This window comes from Microcoleus sp. B4-C2 (assembly GCF_036705265.1).
In the GTDB taxonomy this organism is placed as follows: Bacteria; Cyanobacteriota; Cyanobacteriia; order Cyanobacteriales; family Microcoleaceae; genus Microcoleus.
On sequence record NZ_JAUBUB010000026.1, the window covers coordinates 1 to 18,711 of the forward strand.

General features: G+C 45.2%; 13 protein-coding genes. 12 read left to right on the forward strand and 1 reads right to left on the reverse strand.

Features of this window, described 5'->3' with window-relative positions; translation table 11 throughout:
* Positions 1-170: 170 nt before the first annotated feature.
* From QUB20_RS10640 to QUB20_RS10695, 12 genes are all read left to right on the forward strand, one after another.
* A complete protein-coding gene (locus QUB20_RS10640) occupies positions 171-908 on the forward strand; it encodes an ABC transporter ATP-binding protein (protein WP_333246146.1) in 738 nt (245 codons plus the stop codon).
* The gene (locus QUB20_RS10645; protein ID WP_333208911.1) at positions 905-1,765 is read left to right on the forward strand and encodes an EamA family transporter; all 861 of its coding nucleotides are present in this window, start codon (positions 905-907) and stop codon (positions 1,763-1,765) included. Before QUB20_RS10640 ends, QUB20_RS10645 begins: the two co-directional genes overlap by 4 nt.
* Positions 1,766-1,931: 166 nt before the next feature.
* A complete protein-coding gene (gene cobN / locus QUB20_RS10650) occupies positions 1,932-6,311 on the forward strand; it encodes a cobaltochelatase subunit CobN (RefSeq protein WP_333246144.1) in 4,380 nt (1,459 codons plus the stop codon).
* 84 nt (positions 6,312-6,395) lie between these two features.
* Positions 6,396-8,066 carry a hypothetical protein gene (locus QUB20_RS10655; protein ID WP_333246142.1) on the forward strand — a complete coding sequence of 557 codons (1,671 nt, stop codon included), beginning with the start codon at positions 6,396-6,398 and terminating at the stop codon, positions 8,064-8,066.
* Between the two features lie 545 nt (positions 8,067-8,611).
* Positions 8,612-9,532: an NAD(+) kinase gene (locus QUB20_RS10660; RefSeq protein ID WP_333246140.1), complete on the forward strand. Its 921-nt coding sequence runs from the start codon at positions 8,612-8,614 to the stop codon at positions 9,530-9,532.
* 237 nt (positions 9,533-9,769) lie between these two features.
* Positions 9,770-10,255, forward strand: a complete 486-nt coding sequence (locus tag QUB20_RS10665) for a hypothetical protein (protein WP_333246138.1) — start codon at positions 9,770-9,772, stop codon at positions 10,253-10,255.
* 169 nt (positions 10,256-10,424) lie between these two features.
* Positions 10,425-12,401, forward strand: coding sequence for a carbamoyltransferase (locus QUB20_RS10670; RefSeq protein ID WP_333246136.1), 1,977 nt, complete (start codon positions 10,425-10,427; stop codon positions 12,399-12,401).
* 170 nt (positions 12,402-12,571) lie between these two features.
* Entirely contained in the window at positions 12,572-12,979 is a 408-nt protein-coding gene (locus tag QUB20_RS10675) for an SxtJ family membrane protein (RefSeq protein WP_333154419.1), read from the forward strand.
* A complete protein-coding gene (locus QUB20_RS10680; protein ID WP_190657062.1) occupies positions 12,980-13,144 on the forward strand; it encodes a DUF5989 family protein in 165 nt (54 codons plus the stop codon).
* A 4-nt stretch (positions 13,145-13,148) separates the two neighbouring features.
* Positions 13,149-14,381 (forward strand): SGNH/GDSL hydrolase family protein, encoded by a 1,233-nt coding sequence (locus QUB20_RS10685; RefSeq protein WP_333246134.1) that lies wholly within the window; start codon positions 13,149-13,151, stop codon positions 14,379-14,381.
* A 13-nt stretch (positions 14,382-14,394) separates the two neighbouring features.
* Complete coding sequence (locus tag QUB20_RS10690; RefSeq protein WP_333246132.1) at positions 14,395-15,720, forward strand: hypothetical protein; 1,326 nt, start codon at positions 14,395-14,397, stop codon at positions 15,718-15,720.
* A 6-nt stretch (positions 15,721-15,726) separates the two neighbouring features.
* Entirely contained in the window at positions 15,727-17,058 is a 1,332-nt protein-coding gene (locus QUB20_RS10695; protein WP_333246130.1) for a hypothetical protein, read from the forward strand.
* 270 nt (positions 17,059-17,328) lie between these two features.
* Here the strand turns inward: QUB20_RS10695 and QUB20_RS10700 are convergent, their stop codons facing one another.
* Entirely contained in the window at positions 17,329-18,666 is a 1,338-nt protein-coding gene (locus QUB20_RS10700; RefSeq protein WP_333246128.1) for a hemolysin family protein, read from the reverse strand.
* Between the last annotated feature and the right edge of the window lie 45 nt (positions 18,667-18,711).

Here is an 18,711-nt window from a genome sequence, read left to right on the forward strand (position 1 = left end):
CGCCCACTTGTCGGTATGATCTAATCAATGACGTGGCAATCGCCTGACTCACTCTTTTAAGATACAAGGGGCGGGTTCACCGACAATAATTGCCTAAAAATAACAATCTCATAAACCCGCCCCCACCCAACATTAAATCGCAATGTACCTCAAACTCAAAGTCACAGAAAATGCACGATATCCCACCCAAAATAACCCCAAATATCCTATTAGAACTCAAGAATCTTTCCGTAAATTATGGCGGAATTCAAGCCATACAAAATATTAATCTCACGATTAATGCGGGCGAGGTTGTCAGTCTCATCGGCGCCAACGGTGCGGGCAAAAGTACCACATTGAGAGCTATTTCTAAAATAGTTAATTTGCGACAAGGACAAATTATTTATAGCGGGCGCGATATTAGCCGCCGCCAAGCTCACGAAGTTGTGAAGTTGGGAATCGCCCACAGTCCAGAAGGGCGGAGGGTTTTGGCGCAGCAAACGGTGTTAACTAACTTAGAATTGGGGGCCTATATTCGATCGGACTCGGTGGCAGTAAAAGCCGATTTAGAGCGCCAATTTGAGATATTTCCGCGCCTAGCAGAAAGGCGCCGCCAGCTAGCAGGAACCCTCAGCGGCGGGGAACAGCAAATGCTGGCGATCGCCCGCGCTCTGATGTCGCGCCCGAAGCTGCTATTATTAGACGAGCCTAGTTTAGGCTTAGCACCCGCGATCGTCAAAGAAATTTTCGGAATTATTCAAAACCTGCGTTCCACAGGCGTTACAATCCTTTTAGTCGAACAAAACGCCAGTTTAGCACTGCAAATTGCCGATCGGGGTTACGTGCTAGAAGCTGGTAACATTACTCTCACAGGTATTGGAGCAGATTTGCTAAACGACGAGCGAGTCAGGAGCGCATATTTAGGATGACTTGGTTAATTTTAGGACTCTTGACCGCTTTCTTTGAAGCCGTAAAAGACGTTTTTGGGAAACAAAACCTCAAAAAAAGTGACGAATATGTCGTCGCTTGGTCTCTCTCATTTTTTTCAGTCATCTTTTTGATTCCCTGGGTAGTTTATACAGGAATTCCGGCATTAAACTCTCAATTTTGGCTCGCCCTATTAATCGGAGGTAGCATCAACGCTGTCACATCCCTCCTCTACATCAAAGCCATCAAAGTATCAGATTTATCCCTGACACTCCCGCTGGTAGCTTTGACACCATTATTTATGTTGGTAACTTCACCATTAATTGTCGGGGAATATCCCAAAATCTTTGATTATATTGGCATTTTACTAATCGTACTCGGCTCTTATTTATTAAATATAAAAGAGAAATCTAAAGGATATTTAGCCCCATTCAAAGCACTCCTGGATGAACCCGGGCCAAAATTGATGTTAATCGTCGCATTGCTATGGAGTATTGCCTCAAATTTTGACAAAATAGGAGTTACAAATTCCTCCCCTATTTTTTGGTTATTCTCTTTGTTTGGTACAATCAGTGTCTTGCTACTGCCAGTTTTATTGCACAAAACCCCAAATCCAGGGCGAAAAATTCTCAAACAATTACCAATGCTAGCTGCTATGGGGTCTTTAAATGCTATGGGAGTCCTTTTTCAAATGCAAGCTTTGACATTAACTTTCGTAGTGCAAGTGATCGCGATTAAGCGTACTAGCGTGTTAATGGGTGTATTGTTCGGTCATTTAATTTTTAAGGAAAAAGATATTCAACAAAGATTATTAGGGGCCGGAATTATGATTTTGGGAGTTTTATTTATCAGTTTATAGCTTAAAACCTCAGAAACTCGAAATCATCCATCTCTCTCTTCTCTTCCTCTGCGTACTCTGCGCCCTCTGCGGTTCAAATATTCTAATACAACCGGATTGAAAATAAGTCATGTTATACTAAGAGCGATCGCACCTTTCGTTATTTATCAACATAAACTAAAAATTAATGCACAAAATAGCCGCAACACCAGGAGGCTGGAACCCCCAAGCCGAAGGAGTAATTTTTATTCAGCAAACCCCCGCACCAATAGTATTTATTAGTGCTGCTGACACCGACATTCAAACACTCGCAGTCGCTGCATCCAAAATGCCGGCAGCCTTCCCCAAACTTCGCGCAGTAAACCTGCTTCAGTTGCAGCAACAACTAACAATTGATACTTATGCCGAAGAAGTTTTAGAACGCGCAGAGGTAATAATATTAAGACTGTTAGGAGGGCGTTCTTATTGGTCTTACGGCTTAGAAATTCTCCGGGAAACGGTGCAGAAAACTAACGCATCACTGATTGTAATGCCGGGAGAAGACAGTCCCGATCCCGATTTAATCAGCCATTCCAATGTATCGCTGTCAGCAGTCAATCAACTGTGGCGCTATTTCACAGAAGGCGGAGTCCAAAACTTTGTTAATGCACTAAAATTTGCCGCCGATACTTGCCTGAAAACTGCTTACAACCCGCCACTACCTCAAACAGTTTCCCGCGTCGGAATTTATGATTGGGACGGACAGGCGCGGGCGTGTTTTGCAACTTTACCACCCGATTCAGATCCCCCTAAATCCCCCTTAACAAGGGAGACTTTGACAACTTCTTCCTCCCCCCTTCTTAAGGGGGGCTGGGGGGGATCTCCGGGTTTATCACCAGATTCAGATCCCCCTAAATCCCCCTTAACAAGCGGGACTTTGACAACTTCTTCCTCCCCCCTTCTTAAGGAGGTTTGGAGGGAATCTCCGGGTTTACAACCCGATTCAGATCCCCCTAAATCCCCCTTAATAAGGGGGACTTTGACAACTTCTTGCTCCCCCCTTATTAAGGGGGGCTGGGGGGGATCTCCGGGTTTGGAAACACTCCCTAAAAGGCACGGCGAGGGCGGGCACGGGGGCACCGCCCCTACGGTCGGAATTTTATTTTATCGCGCTCATTATTTATCAGGAAACTTAGCACCAATTGATGCACTTTGTCAAGCTCTAGCCGAGCGAAACTTAGTCCCAGTTCCCGTCTTTGTGTCTTCTCTGCGGGAACCTGATTTGCAAATAGAATTGCTAGAGTATTTTAAACCAAAAGAATCAGAACCAATTCAATTATTGCTCAATACCACAAGTTTTGCAGTCTCCGGTTTCAGCAGTCAAGAACCGGAACAAAACAGCTTAAAATCCTTAGATGTTCCTGTATTGCAAGCAATCTTCAGCGGTGGCGGTTTGGAACAGTGGGAAACGGAACTTCAGGGACTTTCGCCCCGCGATGTGGCGATGAATGTAGCATTGCCAGAAGTAGATGGAAAAATCATTACTAGGGCTGTTTCTTTTAAAGCCGTACAGACTTGGAACAGCGAATTAGAAACAGATGTAGTGGGTTATGTCGCCGCGGGCGATCGCATTTCATTTGTAGCAGATTTAACCGCTAATTGGGTGAAGATGAAACAAACCCCAGCCGCCAACAGACGCATCGCCATAATTCTAGCAAATTACCCCACTCGCAACGCCCGCTTAGCCAACGGCGTCGGCTTAGATACACCCGCTAGCTGTGTCGAAATCCTCAAAGCTATGCAGCAAGCTGGCTATCAAATTGAAAACATACCCGCTAGCGGCAACGAGTTAATTGAACTCCTGACTTCGGGCGTGACAAATGACCCGGAAGGACGCGAATTGCGGCCTGTTCATCAATCTTTGGATTTGGCAGAATATGAAGAATATTTTGCTACTTTGCCGCAGGAAGTGCAAGATGGGATTTGTAAAAGATGGGGGCTTCCGGGAAGCTATGCACAAGATTTTATAAGTAACAATAGGTCTTTTCCGATTCCGGGAATTCAGTTTGGTAATGTATTTGTAGGAATTCAACCATCGCGGGGATACGAACTTGACCCCGCGTTAAATTATCACGCCCCCGACTTAGAACCTACCCACAATTATCTAGCTTACTATTACTGGCTGCGAGAAAAATTGGGAATTGACGCTATAATTCATGCTGGAAAACACGGAAATTTAGAATGGCTTCCCGGTAAAAGTATAGCATTGTCTAACAAATGTTATCCAGAAGTGGCGTTAGGCGCGATGCCGAATTTTTATCCCTTCATTGTCAACGATCCGGGGGAAGGTTCCCAAGCAAAAAGACGATCGCAAGCTGTGATTATCGACCACCTGACACCGCCGATGACTCGCGCCGAACTCTATGGGCCTTTGCAGCAGTTGGAGACCTTAATTGATGAGTATTGCGAAGCCCAAAGTTTAGATCCGTCCAGATTGCCCATGATTCGCGATCGCATTCTCGCCCTCACCAACAAAGAAAACTTAGATAAAGACTTAGGAATACAACTAAATAAATCGGAATTTACAGAATTTATCACCCGCACAGACGGCTATCTTTGTGAACTCAAAGAATCCCAAATTCGCGACGGATTGCACATTTTCGGGCAGTGTCCCGAAGGTAGACAGTTGAGAGATTTGATAATTGCGATCGCCCGCCATCCCACCAACGGGCGATCGGGCTTAACCCGCGCCCTAGCAGAAGACTCAGGCTACGATTTCGACCCTTTAACCTGCGATCCAACGTCGATAATTCAGCACCGCACAGCAGGCGATTTAACAGCAGAACTAGAACAAAAAGCCGCTGAATTAGTAGATAATTTAATCGAAAACATCCGCGTTAATCCGCGTTCATCTGCGGTTAACAATATCCAAACAGGAGAAGCAACCCAACAAGAATTAGACTGGATCAATAACTATCTTTTGCCTTCACTCCTCCAAACAAACCAAGAAATTACCAACCTTTTGCGCGGGTTAGATGGGCGACACATACCAAGCGGCGCATCCGGCGCGCCCACTCGCGGCAGACCAGATGTATTGCCCACCGGTCGCAATTTTTACTCCGTAGATATCCGCGCCATTCCCACAGAAACCGCCTGGAGAGTTGGCAGAGTTGCTGCTGAAAATTTAATCGAAAGATACACCCAAGAAAACGGCGAATATCCGAAAACTTTGGGTTTGTCAGTGTGGGGAACATCCACCATGCGGACGGGAGGAGACGACATCGCCGAAGCCCTAGCATTGATAGGAGTTCAACCTGTTTGGGATGGCCCTTCGCGCCGGGTTGTAGATTTTGAAATCTTGCCAGTTTCAGTTTTGGGGCGGCCGCGCGTTGATGTTACTTTGCGAATTTCTGGCTTTTTCCGCGATGCTTTTTTTAATTTAATTGATTTGTTTGACAGTGCGGTAAAAGCTGTGGCAGATTTAGACGAATCGGCAGAAAACAACCCTTTAGCAGCACAAGTGAAGGAAGAGATTTTGTATTGGGAATCTACAGGTTTGAGTCAGGAAGAGGCGCAAGGGCGATCGCAATTTCGAGTATTTGGCTCAAAACCGGGTGCTTACGGCGCAGGACTTCAAGGCATAATTGAAGCTCAAAACTGGACAGACGACAGCGATTTAGCAAAAGCTTACATTAATTGGAGCAGTTACGCTTATACAAGTACCCCCCCAACCCCCCCTTATCAAGGGGGGGCTAAATCTAATTCCTCTGCTTTACAACCAGAGAATACCCCCCCAACCCCCCCTTATCAAGGGGGGGCTAAATCTAATTCCTTTCCTTTACAACCAGGGGATACCCCCCCAACCCCCCCTTATCAAGGGGGGGCTAAATCCAACTCTTGTCCCCCCCCTTTACAAGGGGGGGCTAGGGGGGGTGAATTAAGTTCTGAGGCTAATTCCAACTCTTGTCCCCCCCCTTTACAAGGGGGGGCTAGGGGGGGTGAATGGGGATGTTCTGCACCCGAAGCATTTGAAAAACGCCTCGGCCAAATGCAAATAGTTCTGCAAAACCAAGACAACCGCGAACACGACATCCTCGACTCGGATGATTATTATCAATTCCAAGGGGGAATGACGGCCGCAATTCGCAATTTGCAAGGCAAAAATCCTGAAACTTATTTTGGAGATAATTCGATTCCTGAGAATCCGAAAGTCCGACAACTGCGGGAAGAAATTGCGCGGGTTTATCGCAGCAGGGCGGTAAATCCCAAATGGATAGAAGGGGCGATGCGACACGGTTATAAAGGCGCGTTTGAAATTGCAGCAACTGTTGATTTTTTGTTTGCTTACGATGCTACGGCAAATTGTGTAGAGGATTTTATGTATGAAGGAATCGCAGAGGCTTACATTTTTGATGAGAAAGTCCAGACATTTATTCAAGAAAACAATCCTTGGGCACTGCGAGATATGGCGGAAAGATTGCTAGAAGCTCGTCAGCGGGGGTTGTGGGAGAGTGCGAACCAGGATACATTGGATAAATTGAGGTCGATCGCCCTGCAAGCCGAAGCAGTCATCGAATCCCATACATAAATACTCAAAAGTCACGATCGCGGCTGCCGAGGAATGGCCGCTTGCGGTAATATCTATTAATGTTTCGCGATCGCTGAAAGCTTTATGATTCGCCGCTACATTGCTAGCATCAGCACCAGCATCCTCAAACGTACCTGCGCCGCAGCGGCTGTATTAGCCGTAACTTTGGGATGTTCGTCAACGAAGCCGCCCAACACCGCAGCGCCATCGGGTTCGATCGACGAATCCGCCGTCCTAGCGCAGGCCCCAACGTCTCTGTTAGCTCAAAACCGCAACAAAACCAGAAAATCCCTCAGCCTTCCCTCTTGCGCGCAAAACGACGCCTTCACGGAGTCAATTAACTTTGCCACCCAAGCTTCTAATTTGGCTCAATCAGCCAATTCAAAACAAGACTGGGACGAAGTAGCCGCCCTGTGGGTGCAGGCCGTCGCCTGGATGCAAGCGGTTCCCCCCGGCAGTCCCAGACGGGCGTTTGCGGAGAAAAAAGTAATCGAGTACATGAGAAACCTCGTTTATTCCCAGCAGCAAGCTAGCGCCACCCGATCGCAAGCCAGTACAGTCAGCTTCAGCAGCGATTTACTCAACGAACAACTCCAACTTTACCTATCCTACGTTGCCACAGTCGGCCCACCAGATGTTTTGATTGTCGGCAGTTCCCGCGCATTGCAGGGCGTCGATCCCAAACAGCTAAAACAATCTTTGGCCCAAAGAGGCCGGCGGGGCTTAAAAGTATTTAACTTTTCAGTCAACGGCGCAACTGCACAAGTAGTTGACTTTCAACTGCGGCGACTTTTGAAGCCCGGTCATTTGCCTCAAATGATTATCTGGGCAGACGGCGTGCGGGCATTTAACAGCGGCCGGGACGATCGCACTTTTAATTCGATCGTCGATTCTGAAGGCAGCCAACTTTTAGCAGCAGGCATTCGCCCCGAACTGCCATCCGATGAACCCAACGAGATTCCGGCGTGTTACAGATTCCCGCAGCCCTGCGCTAACAACAATTTCCGCAAAGCATTTACCTCTGTAGATCAACCTTTTAGGGGCGGGCAAGATGCCCAACCCCTATTCCCCACAATCAAATCCCTCTCTAGTGGAACGGGCATCTTGCCCGTTGCTGACACCCAACCCCTACTCCCCCCAATCAAATCCCTCTCTAGTGGAACGGCCATCTTGCCCGTTGCCTCAAATGCTGCAAAATATGAGTTAAAACCGATCGCAGCAGATGCAGCAACCCAAAAAGCAGAATTGATTCCAGTCTCGCGACGCACAACAGTAGCCATCAGACAACTCAACCAATTGGCAGATTCGATCGACTCCAACGGATTCATGGCTATGTCGGGCAAGTACAATCCCAACACTTATTATCGACAACGCGCTTACGTTTCAGGCCTGTACGATCGCGACTACGAAAACTTCAACCTCGGAGGCAAACAAGCAACAGCCTTTAATTCAGTTGTAGCATTTACCAAAGCTCGCAAAATTCCCCTGATTTTCGTCAATTTGCCCCTCACCGACGACTACTTAGACGGAACTCGACTGCGGGCAGAACAGCAGTTTCGGCAGCGAATGCAGCAACTCTCGCGGCAAAAAGGCTTCGCTTTCCGCGACTTGTCGCAGCGGTGGCCTGGCCGTAATGACTATTTTGTTGACCCCAGCCACCTCAACCGCTTTGGGGCCAGCGCAGTTTCTAGCCTACTCGCGGCCGATTCCAGCATTATCTGGCCACGGCCCAAATCCAGGCGCAGCGACGGGTAATACGATTTTAGATTTTAGATTTTAGATTTTCGATTAAAGTATTGGAAATGACAGATTTTGATTTTAGATTTTCGATTAAAGTATTGGAAATGACAGATGAGATAAGGGTTTGGATCTTTCAAAAAATTGGATTACTTTTTGGAATTGCTATAAACCAGAGGGAGAGTCTCCGACGGGAGATGCCCTGTGGCATCGGAATAATATTTTTCCGAGTACAGTGCGATCGTCCCGGTGGCGGCAATTCAGTCTAAAATCTAATCATCTAAAATCCCAAATCTAAAATCTCAAATCGATGTGCACTGCGATCGTCCCGGTCGCGGCAATTCAGTCTAAAATCTAAAAATCTAAAATCTAAAATCTAAAATCGATGTACAGTGCGATCGTCCCGGTCGCGGCAATTCAGTTTAAAATCTAATCATCTAAAATCTAAAATCTAAAATCTAAAATCTAAAATCGATGTACAGTGCGATCGTCCCGGTCGCGGCAATTCAGTCTAAAATCTAAAAATCTAAAATCTAAAATCTAAAATCTAAAATCGATAGGTTGTGCAACTAAAACAAGTAATTATCGCCCACAAAGCCAGAGATACCCTCAGCCAGAGGTGGGCAGAACAATGTGCCCGCCAATTAGAAAGTCGCGGGTGTCAGGTTTTAATGGGGCCCAGTGGCCCGAAAGATAACCCGTATCCGGTGTTTTTAGCTTCTAGTAATACCCCAATTGATTTAGCGGTAGTTCTGGGGGGCGACGGTACGGCCCTAGCTGCAGCGCGGAATTTGGCGGCTGACGGCATCCCGATTTTGGCAGCGAATGTGGGGGGACATCTGGGTTTTTTAACCGAGTCTTTTGAGGATTTCCAAAAGACTGAGGAGATTTGGGACAGACTTGCGGAAGACAGGTATGCTGTGCAGACGCGGATGATGTTGCAGGCAACAGTTTTTGAGGGAAACAGAACCAATCTCGAACCCCAAAGCGATCGATTTTTGGCACTAAATGAAATGTGTGTCAAACCTGCTTCAGCCGATCGAATGCCGAGCTGTATTCTAGAAATGGAAGTTGACGGCGAAGTAGTTGATCAATATCAAGGCGACGGTTTAATTGTGGCAACTCCCACTGGTTCGACTTGCTACACTGCATCTGCCAACGGGCCGATTATGCACTCAGGAATGGAGGCGATCGCAGTTACTCCAATTTGCCCTTTGAGTTTATCCAGTCGGGCGATCGTCCTCCCGCCCGGTTCAGTCGTCAGCATTTGGCCTTTAGCAGATTACGAACTCAGTACCAAACTCTGGACAGACGGCATTTTGGGTACTGCAATTTGGCCAGGACACCGCGTAGACGTGCGGAGGGCGGACTGCGAAGCCAAGTTTATCATTTTGCGGGAAAACTATTCTTATTTCAACACTTTGAGGGAAAAACTTCACTGGGCAGGAGCCAGAATTCGGTACAGCAACAATCACCGCAATTAATCCCAATCATTCAATAGACATCGCAAGAATTGCCAGTCTTGAACAGGCAAGATGCCTGTTCCACAATAATAATTATTGGAGAGGTCTAATATCAACCCGCATTAACCTGTAAGGGCGAGTAGGCTTGAAAAAACCTGTTAAATTACCCACCACCTAGATACAAAAACCGCCATCAGCTAACCCATAATCTCTGTACTTTGTTAAGATCGCTCAATCTCTTGACAAACAGCCTGATCTATGCAGATTTTCAAAAAATCAACCCGACCTTTCAACCCTCAAGATACATATCCCTGTCCCGTGTGCCGCACCGGTCAAATTTCCACCCTAGCACTGATGGACGCCCTAGCTTGCAACTTCTGCCAGCACATTTATACCGCAAGCGTTGAAAGACAATCGCTCCAAATGGCCGATCGCCAACCGCCCGTAACTTGGCACTGGAACGGCAAACAGTGGATAGGAGCCCACCTCGAAGGCGTAGAATTCGGATGGCCCTACTGGGCAGCGGCTATTGGTCTAATTTTCCTTCCCACTACCTTGCTGGGACTTTCAGCTTACTATTTTCCCCCGGTTCCCGGCAGCCGGTTGTCGTGGCTGCCCCTAGCTTGGACAGGCTTAGCTTTTTTGTCCCATTTAGGCATTGTGCTGTGGTTGGTAGGTGAATTTTATCAATTCCCGGTGGTAACTTACTTCAGAGCTTGGGGGCGCAGGATAAGCCGGCGCTAACTTAAATGCTGTCTAACAGCCGATCGTCCGAGGGCTTCCCACCGACATCGATCCAGGTAAAATTAGAGGCGATCGCAAAATTAAATTCCCAATCAGCACTGAAGCAGCTATAATCGTTAGCTATTCTAAATAGTCAAAAGCAAACGCATTGCGATTTGTGAGGAGAGCGATGAACATACTTGGAATCTCGGCGTACTATCACGACAGCGCCGCAGCCTTAATTCGCGACGGAGAAATTATAGCAGCAGCGCAGGAAGAAAGATTTTCCCGCAAAAAGCATGACGCCAGATTCCCTAAGAATGCGATCGTTTATTGCTTGAAAGAAGCGAACATAGATTTGCGGGAGCTCGATCGAATAGTCTTTTACGACAAACCTTTAGTCAAATTCGAGCGCCTTCTCGAAACCTATTTAGCCTACGCACCCCAAGGTTTTCGCTCTTTCCTAGCAGCCATGCCGATATGGCTCAAAGAAAAGCTTTACCTCAAAACCATGCTCAAAAGAGATTTGGCAGCAATAGCAAACTGCAAAACGAATAAACTGCCATCTCTGCTATTTACCGAACACCACCAATCCCACGCAGCATCCGCATTTTTCCCCAGCCCGTTTCAAAAAGCAGCCGTTTTGTGCCTCGACGGCGTGGGCGAGTGGGCAACAACCTCAGTTTGGTTGGGAGATGGGAACCAACTTACACCTCAGTGGGAAATCGATTTTCCCCACTCCTTGGGTTTGCTTTATTCAGCTTTCACCTATTACACCGGCTTCAAAGTTAACTCTGGTGAATACAAACTCATGGGTTTAGCTCCTTACGGCGAACCCAAGTATGTAGACAAGATTCTCAACTATTTAATCGACCTCAAAGATGACGGAACTTTTCGTTTGAACATGGATTATTTCAACTATACAGTTGGCTTAACCATGACAAACAAGAAGTTTGACGAACTGTTTGAAGGGCCGCCGCGTCAAGCTGAAGGAAAATTGACACAGCGGGAAATGGACATTGCAGCTTCCATTCAAGTTGTTACCGAAGAAGTTGTTTTGCGACTTTGCAGAACAGTTAAAAAAGAATTGGATGTTGATTATCTTTGTATGGCCGGCGGCGTTGCTCTCAACTGTGTTGCTAACGGCAGACTCTTGCGGGAAGGTATTTTCAAAGATATTTGGATTCAGCCGGCGGCGGGAGATGCGGGCGGTGCTTTGGGCGCGGCTTTGGCGATTTGGTATCAGTATTGCGAACAAACTCGCACAGTGAGCGCCAACTCGACAGCAAATAGTATAGAATCCCTCAAAACTGAACTTATCACTACAAACTCAGCGGTTGAGGAGAGGACTGAAGTTCTCACTGCAAACCAAGCGGTGGCAACTGTAGCGAAGTCTGTTGCTCATTTAACTTGTCACGATCAAATGCGCGGCTCATATTTGGGCCCGAGGTTTACTGACGCAGAAATTATCGAATATTTGGATGCTGTCAAAGCCAGTTATCACCGATTGGACGATGCCGAATTAATGCCGCAGTTGGCGGAAATTTTGGAACAGGGAAATGTGGTGGGATGGTTCCAAGGGCGGATGGAATTTGGGCCGCGGGCTCTGGGTGGTCGATCGATCATTGGCGATCCCCGCAGTGCTAAAATGCAGTCCGTGATGAACCTGAAAATTAAATATCGGGAATCTTTTCGACCTTTTGCTCCGTCAATCTTAGCCGAACGAGTTGCGGATTATTTCGAGATTGACCATTCCAGCCCTTATATGCTATTGGTAGCACCTGTCAAATCCAGTCTCCGCATTCCCATGACTGCGGAACAAGAGCAGTTGTTTGGCATTGAAAAGCTCAACATTCCGCGATCGGAAATTCCGGCTGTCACCCACGTCGATTACTCGGCTCGCATTCAAACTGTGCACAAAGAAACCAATCCTCGCTACTATGACTTAATCAGCCATTTTGAAAAGCGATCGGGCTGTTCAATTGTGGTAAATACTTCTTTCAACGTCCGAGGCGAACCCATTGTTTGCACTCCAGAGGATGCTTACCGCTGTTTCATGCGAACCGAAATGGACTATCTGGTTTTGGAAAATTACTTGCTTCCCAAGTCAGAACAAATTCCTTGGAAACAAGATGATGCTTGGAAAAATGAATTTGAACTAGATTAGTCATTAGTCATTAGTCATTAGTCATTAGTCATTAGTCATTAGTCATTAGTTATTAGTTGGAACGAATAACTAATAACTAATTCCCCATTCCCCATTCCCCATTCCCCATTCCCCATTCCCCATTCCCCATTCCCCATTCCCTATTCCCCATTCCCCATTCCCCATTTCTAATGAGCGACGAAATTAAAAAACTCGACAAAAAAGGCTTGCGCGATTTCGGGCTGCTAATTGGCGGCTTGATTGCAGTGCTGTTCGGTTTAGCAGTACCTTTACTGCGGCGGCATTCTCTACCTTGGTGGCCTTGGGCAATCTGCGGAGTGATGGTGCTGCTAGCATTGGTGGCGCCGAAATCGCTTAATCCCGTTTATCACGCGTGGATGCGCTTTGGAATTATTCTTAACAAAATCGAAACGCCGATCGTCCTAGGGATAGTTTTTTACCTGATAGTTTGGCCGATGGGAGTGATCAAAAACATTTTCGGCGAAGATGCCATGCGGCGCAAACTAAATCCGAAAATGGATACTTACCGCGTCCCCAGTAAAGCAAGAACAAAAGTTAGTATGGAGCGTCCTTTTTAAGTGTTTGAAGCAACTTTAGATTTTCTCAAAGATTTGTGGGCGTTTATGAAAGAACGCCAAAAGTATTGGCTGTTGCCGCTCATTGTGACTTTAGTCTTTTTGGGAGCTTTGATTGTATTGAGTCAGGGTTCTGTGATTGCTCCATTTATTTACACGCTGTTTTGAAATAATGAGCAAGTTGAAAAATTTGGGTGTCAATTTGGGTTTGACACTCGGCGGTTTATTGATGGGGGTGGTAATTGGTGAAATTGGATTGCGGGTAGCCAGGATTGAAGGCTATCCAAAAATAGGAGATTTCGTAGACTCGGCGCCAACTCGTTTTCACACTTCCGATCCGAATTTGGGCTGGAAGCTGAAACCTGGTGCGTCGGGGGAGTGGAATGGGGAAGGTGCGAGTTTTGTGCAGGTGAATAGCGAGGGTTTGCGCGATCGTGAACATACAAAAGTAAAACCTCCAAATACTTTGCGCGTTGCGGTTTTGGGCGATTCTTTCACCGAAGCAATTCACGTACCTGTCGAACAAACTTTCTGGTCAAAATTGGAACGAAAGTTAGGCAACTGCGAAGCTGTTAAGGGACGCAAAAATGTTGAGGTAATGAATTTCGGGGTGCAGGGCTACGGTACTGCTCAAGAATTGATAATGCTGCGAGAAAAAGTGTGGGATTACAGTCCTGACATTGTAATTCTTGCCTTTTTTATTGGGAATGATATAATTAACAATTCGCCACAATTAGAATACGATCGCTACCGACCATTTTTTGCTTACGATGCTAGCGGCAAGCTAGTACCGGATATGTCTTTTCGCAATCTGGCGCCGATCGATCGCAACGAAAGAGCAGTTTCCTTTGTTGACCGAATGCCCAGTTTAATCGTCAACAATTCGCGCATTTTGCAAGTCATTAAAAAGGTAGACTTAGATCGGAAAAAGCGGGAGTTATCGGGGCACTTTACCACTTTAAGTACCCTCAACCTCAAGGAACCTCAAAATGCAGCTTGGGAAGAGGCTTGGAGGGTGACAGAGGGTTTGATTGTGACGATGCGGAATGAAGTCGTGCAGAAAAATGCTGATTTCTTGCTTGTGACGATCGGCGATCCGATGCAAGTTAGACCGGAAGCCGAGAGGCGAAAAAATTTTATGAGAAAGAACAACATTCAGGATTTGTTTTATCCCGATAGGCGACTAGAAAAATTGGGCGCGCGCGAGGGTTTTCGGGTACTAAATTTATCCGAACAAATCCAAGGTTACACGGAAAAATATCAAGTCTGCGCCCACGGTTTTGAGAATTCTGTACCCTGTGGGGGTCACTGGAATGAACTCGGACATCGGCTGGCTAGTATCCTGATTAACCGAAATTTGTGCGAAACATTGAAGCAGTCTCAAGTCCCCAACAAACAACCGTAATCAGTCAAATTTCATGAAAGATTCAACGGCGCTGAAAAAAGGCAAAAATATATTAATTCTAATCGCGGTTAATTTGGCGATCGCCTTTATTTGTCTGGAAGGTTTGTCGCTAGCTTTTTATTTTATCAACCAAAAACAGTTTTTTTATACCCGAACTAAAGCCAAAGAAAAAGTAGTAGAAGATATTGAAAGGATCGGCATTAGACTTGAGGAATCAATCGTAGAAAGACTGCACCCACTTTTTGGCTATGTACTCAAACAAGGTGCTTTCACTAATGAAAAATTAAAGTTAAAAGTAAACAAACACGGCTTTTTTTCACTTTACGAATATCCGTTTATTAAAACCAATAAAAATCAAGTTATAATCGGAGTTTTTGGCGGTTCAGTTGCGAATAATTTTGCAGTCGATGAATACGTAACTCGCAGATTGTCTAACAAATTGAAGACTTATCCAGAATTTGCCAACAAGGAAATTATTGTTTTAAATTTTGGGAATGGCGGCTACAAACAGCCCCAACAATTATTAGTTTTAAATTACTTTCTGGCTTTGGGTCAAGAATTAGATTTAGTCATCAATATTGATGGTTTTAACGAAGTAGCGCTGTCAAATTTAAACAACAAAGCCCAAGTAGAAATAGGAATGCCCAGCGTTCAGCACATACAGCCTCTGGCTGGTTTAGCCAACAACAACTTGTCGCCGGAAGCGATGAGCTCGATCGTGCAAATTAACGAAAATAAAAAACAATTAAAAGCAGGTATTGACAAATTGCAAACTTGTCAACTTGCTTTGTGTCACGCTGTCACCTCGCTACAGGTGAAACAATTAGTCAACAATTACCAGCAAGCAGTTGTCAAGTACGATTCACAAGTAAAACAATCCAACTCCGACACGGCAAATAGCGGTATAGTCTACATTCCCAAAGCTGACTTTGTTTTGCAGGATGCCGATGCTTTTGAGAAAATGGCATCGATGTGGTATCAATCGTCGATCGGGATGAATCAAATTTTATCAAGTAGAAAAATTAAGTATTTTCACTTTATCCAGCCCAACCAGTATTATCCCACTCAGCGAGCGTTTACCGCCAAGGAAAACGAAATCGCGATTAACAAAGAGAGTCCCTACATTGAAGGAGTGAAAAAAGGTTATCCGGTGTTGTTGTCCAAAGTCGATGATTTGCAAAAAGCTGGGGTTAATATTTTTAGTGCAGTGAATATTTTAGACAATACCAAAGAAACGGTTTACAAAGATGCCTGCTGCCACTATAATTCAGTCGGAGACGAACTATTGGCAAACTATGTTTCTAGTTCTATTATTAAAGTAGTAAGAGAATCGAAATAGAGGTTTATGAAAGATTTAAAATTTCTCAAAAGAGGGCAAAAATTCCTCAAGATAACTTTGATTAACTTAGCGCTTTTACTGGTTTTCCTCGAAGTCGGTTCCCTGGGATGGTATTTTCTCAAGCACAAGCAATTTTTCTATGCTAGAGAAAAGGTGCAAAACAAGTCGGATTTAGGAATTAATTTAGAAGGAGTGCGGCTGAATCAGTCTATTGTTGAAAGGTTTCATCCTTTTTTTGGATTTATTCAACAACCAGGCCCCGATTTTCGCCCTGGTTTTAAGGTTAACAACTACGGATTTATCTCTCCTTATGATTACCCTTTGAAAAAAACCAAGAAAAATCAATTTATTATCGGAGTTTTTGGCGGTTCTGTGGCTTCTAATTATGCAGTATTTGAAGTTCAAAACAAAATTTTGCCTCAATACCTCAAGCAGCTTCCGGGTTTGAAAGATAAAGAATTTGTAATTTTGTCTTTTGCTACCGGAGGCTACAAACAACCCCAGCAATTATTAATTCTAAACTATTTTTTGGCTTTAGGGCAAGAACTGGATCTGGTAGTCAATATAGATGGTTTTAATGAAGTAGCACTTTCTAACTTAAACAATAAAAATCAAGTCGATTTGACAATGCCAAGTATTCAGCACATTTTGCCGCTGACTAGCTTGGCGAATAATAGCCTTTCTACAAAAGCGATGAAAGCAACTATCAGAATCCAAGAAAATAAAGCTAGGATTAGTCAGGGTTTGGAACGTTTGCAAAACTGCTCTTTAGCTGCGTGCGATGCTTTGACTTCTGTTTACGTTCAAAATTTAGTTAATAACTATAAAACCGATGTCATTAAGTTTGAACAAGAACGGACTAAACAAAAAAAAGATGACGGCGGCAGCGTTATTTATATCAATACTAAGAAGTCAGTTTTACCGGATTCAGCCGCTTTTGAACAAATGGCCCAGAATTGGGTAAAAAGTTCAATTTTTATGCACAAAGTTCTGTCTGCTAGTAATGTGCCTTATTTTCATGTTCTTCAGCCTAATCAATATTATCAGACGAAAAGGGTGTTTGGTGAAGCCGAAAAGCAGATTGCTTTTAACAAGGATACTCCTTATGCTAAAGCTGTGGAAATTGGATATCCGGCTCTTTTTAAGAAGTTTCCTAATTTGGAAAAAAATAATATCAATTTAGTGAATGCTGTCAATGTTTTTGACAAGACTAAAGAGGCTGTTTATGTAGATAGCTGCTGCCACTACAATCTAGCTGGAGAGGTGGTTTTTAGTAATTATGTGGGCCGTTCTATTCTGGAATCTTTGCGGAAGGATGAAAGAAATAAGAAGAAGTGATATTATGTCTGGTTGATTCGTTATTGTACAATTTGCGAAGTCGTAGGAGCGGGTTCACCAACAATATATAACGATAACCAACAATATATAAAAACCAGCCCCACTCACTAATAATTCACATCAACCTGATATTTATATTTAATTCCTAAATGTAGGTGATGATTTATCGTTGGGTGGGGGCGGGTTTTTGAGATTGTTTGTTTCCGGCGATGATGGTTGGTGAACCCGCCCCTACGGGTATTATGTCGATGGATTAAAATTACATGGTTTTTAGTTTTGGGTTTTTGGCTGGCTGGGGGAGCGATCGCCCGTTGAGTCGATCGGCATTACCAAGATTTTATCAACTCGGTTCCCGTCCATATCGACTACTTCCACGCGCAAACCGTTCCACTCAAAATGCTCGGCTGCTGTGGGAATTTTCCCCAAATTTGTAATCACAAAACCGCCCATTGTGTGGTAACTTCCTTTGTGTTCGGCTGACAATTCTTCGATTCCAAATAGCTCAAAAAAATCTTCGACTGCTAGCATTCCGTCTAACAGCCAAGAACCGTCTTCGCGCTGCACGGTTTGAGGTTCGTCAGCATCTTCAATCGAGGGAAAGTCGCCAACGAGTTCGACTAAAATGTCGTTGACTGTAACCAATCCTTGAATCACCCCGTATTCGTCTACTACCAAGGCAATTTGATTGCTAGATTGTTTGAAAAGTTCTAATACTTTTAAACCCCGCGTGCTTTCCGGTACAAATAACGGTCGTCGTAAAGAAGCGCTTAAATCTAGGGGTTGACCAGTTAAAGTCCGAGACAGCATATCAGTAACGTGTACTAAACCGACAACGTTGTCGAGTCCTCCCTGACACACGGGAAACCGAGAATGACCACTGCCGAGCATTTTTTGGCGGTTTTCTTCCACTGAGTCGTCGAGATCGAGCCAGGTAAGATCGGGACGCGGGGTCATTAAGGCGCTGACTCGCCGATCGCCCAAACGAAACACTCTTTCCACCATATCTTGTTCGGCTTCTTCAAAGGTTCCGGCTTCTGTTCCTTGCTCGATTAAAACTTTAATTTCTTCCTCTGTAACTTGCGGTTCTGTAGAAGGCACAATCCCCATGATCCGCATCACTAAGTCAGTGGAATAACTTAACAGATAAACCGCAGGAGCGCCGATTTTTGAGAGCATTCGCATGGGAATTGCTACGCTTGAGGCGATCGGCTCTGGGTTGTTGAGTGCCAGCCGCTTCGGCACGAGTTCCCCGATAATTAAGGTCAGATAAGTGATGGTTAAAACTGCTACTACTGAGGCGATCGTCTGAGAATAGGGGCCCAGGGCAGGAATCAACCGTAACAAAGGCTCCACCCTTTTAGCAACCGTCGTTTCCCCAAAAGCGCCCGACAGAATGGCTAGCATCGTAATCCCGATTTGAACTGTCGGCAAGAACTGATTGGGGGCATTCGCCAGATCCAAGGCTACACGGGCATTGATCGAACCTTGGTTGGCCATCTGTTGCAGTCTCACCTTCCGTACAGAGATGATGGCCATCTCTGACATCACAAACAAGCCATTGAGGAAAACCAGCAGGAGAACAATCAGAAGGTCTATATTTGAGGACATTTCTAAAATTTTCGGTAGTAACGGCGAAGCGCTCTGCCCGGTTAG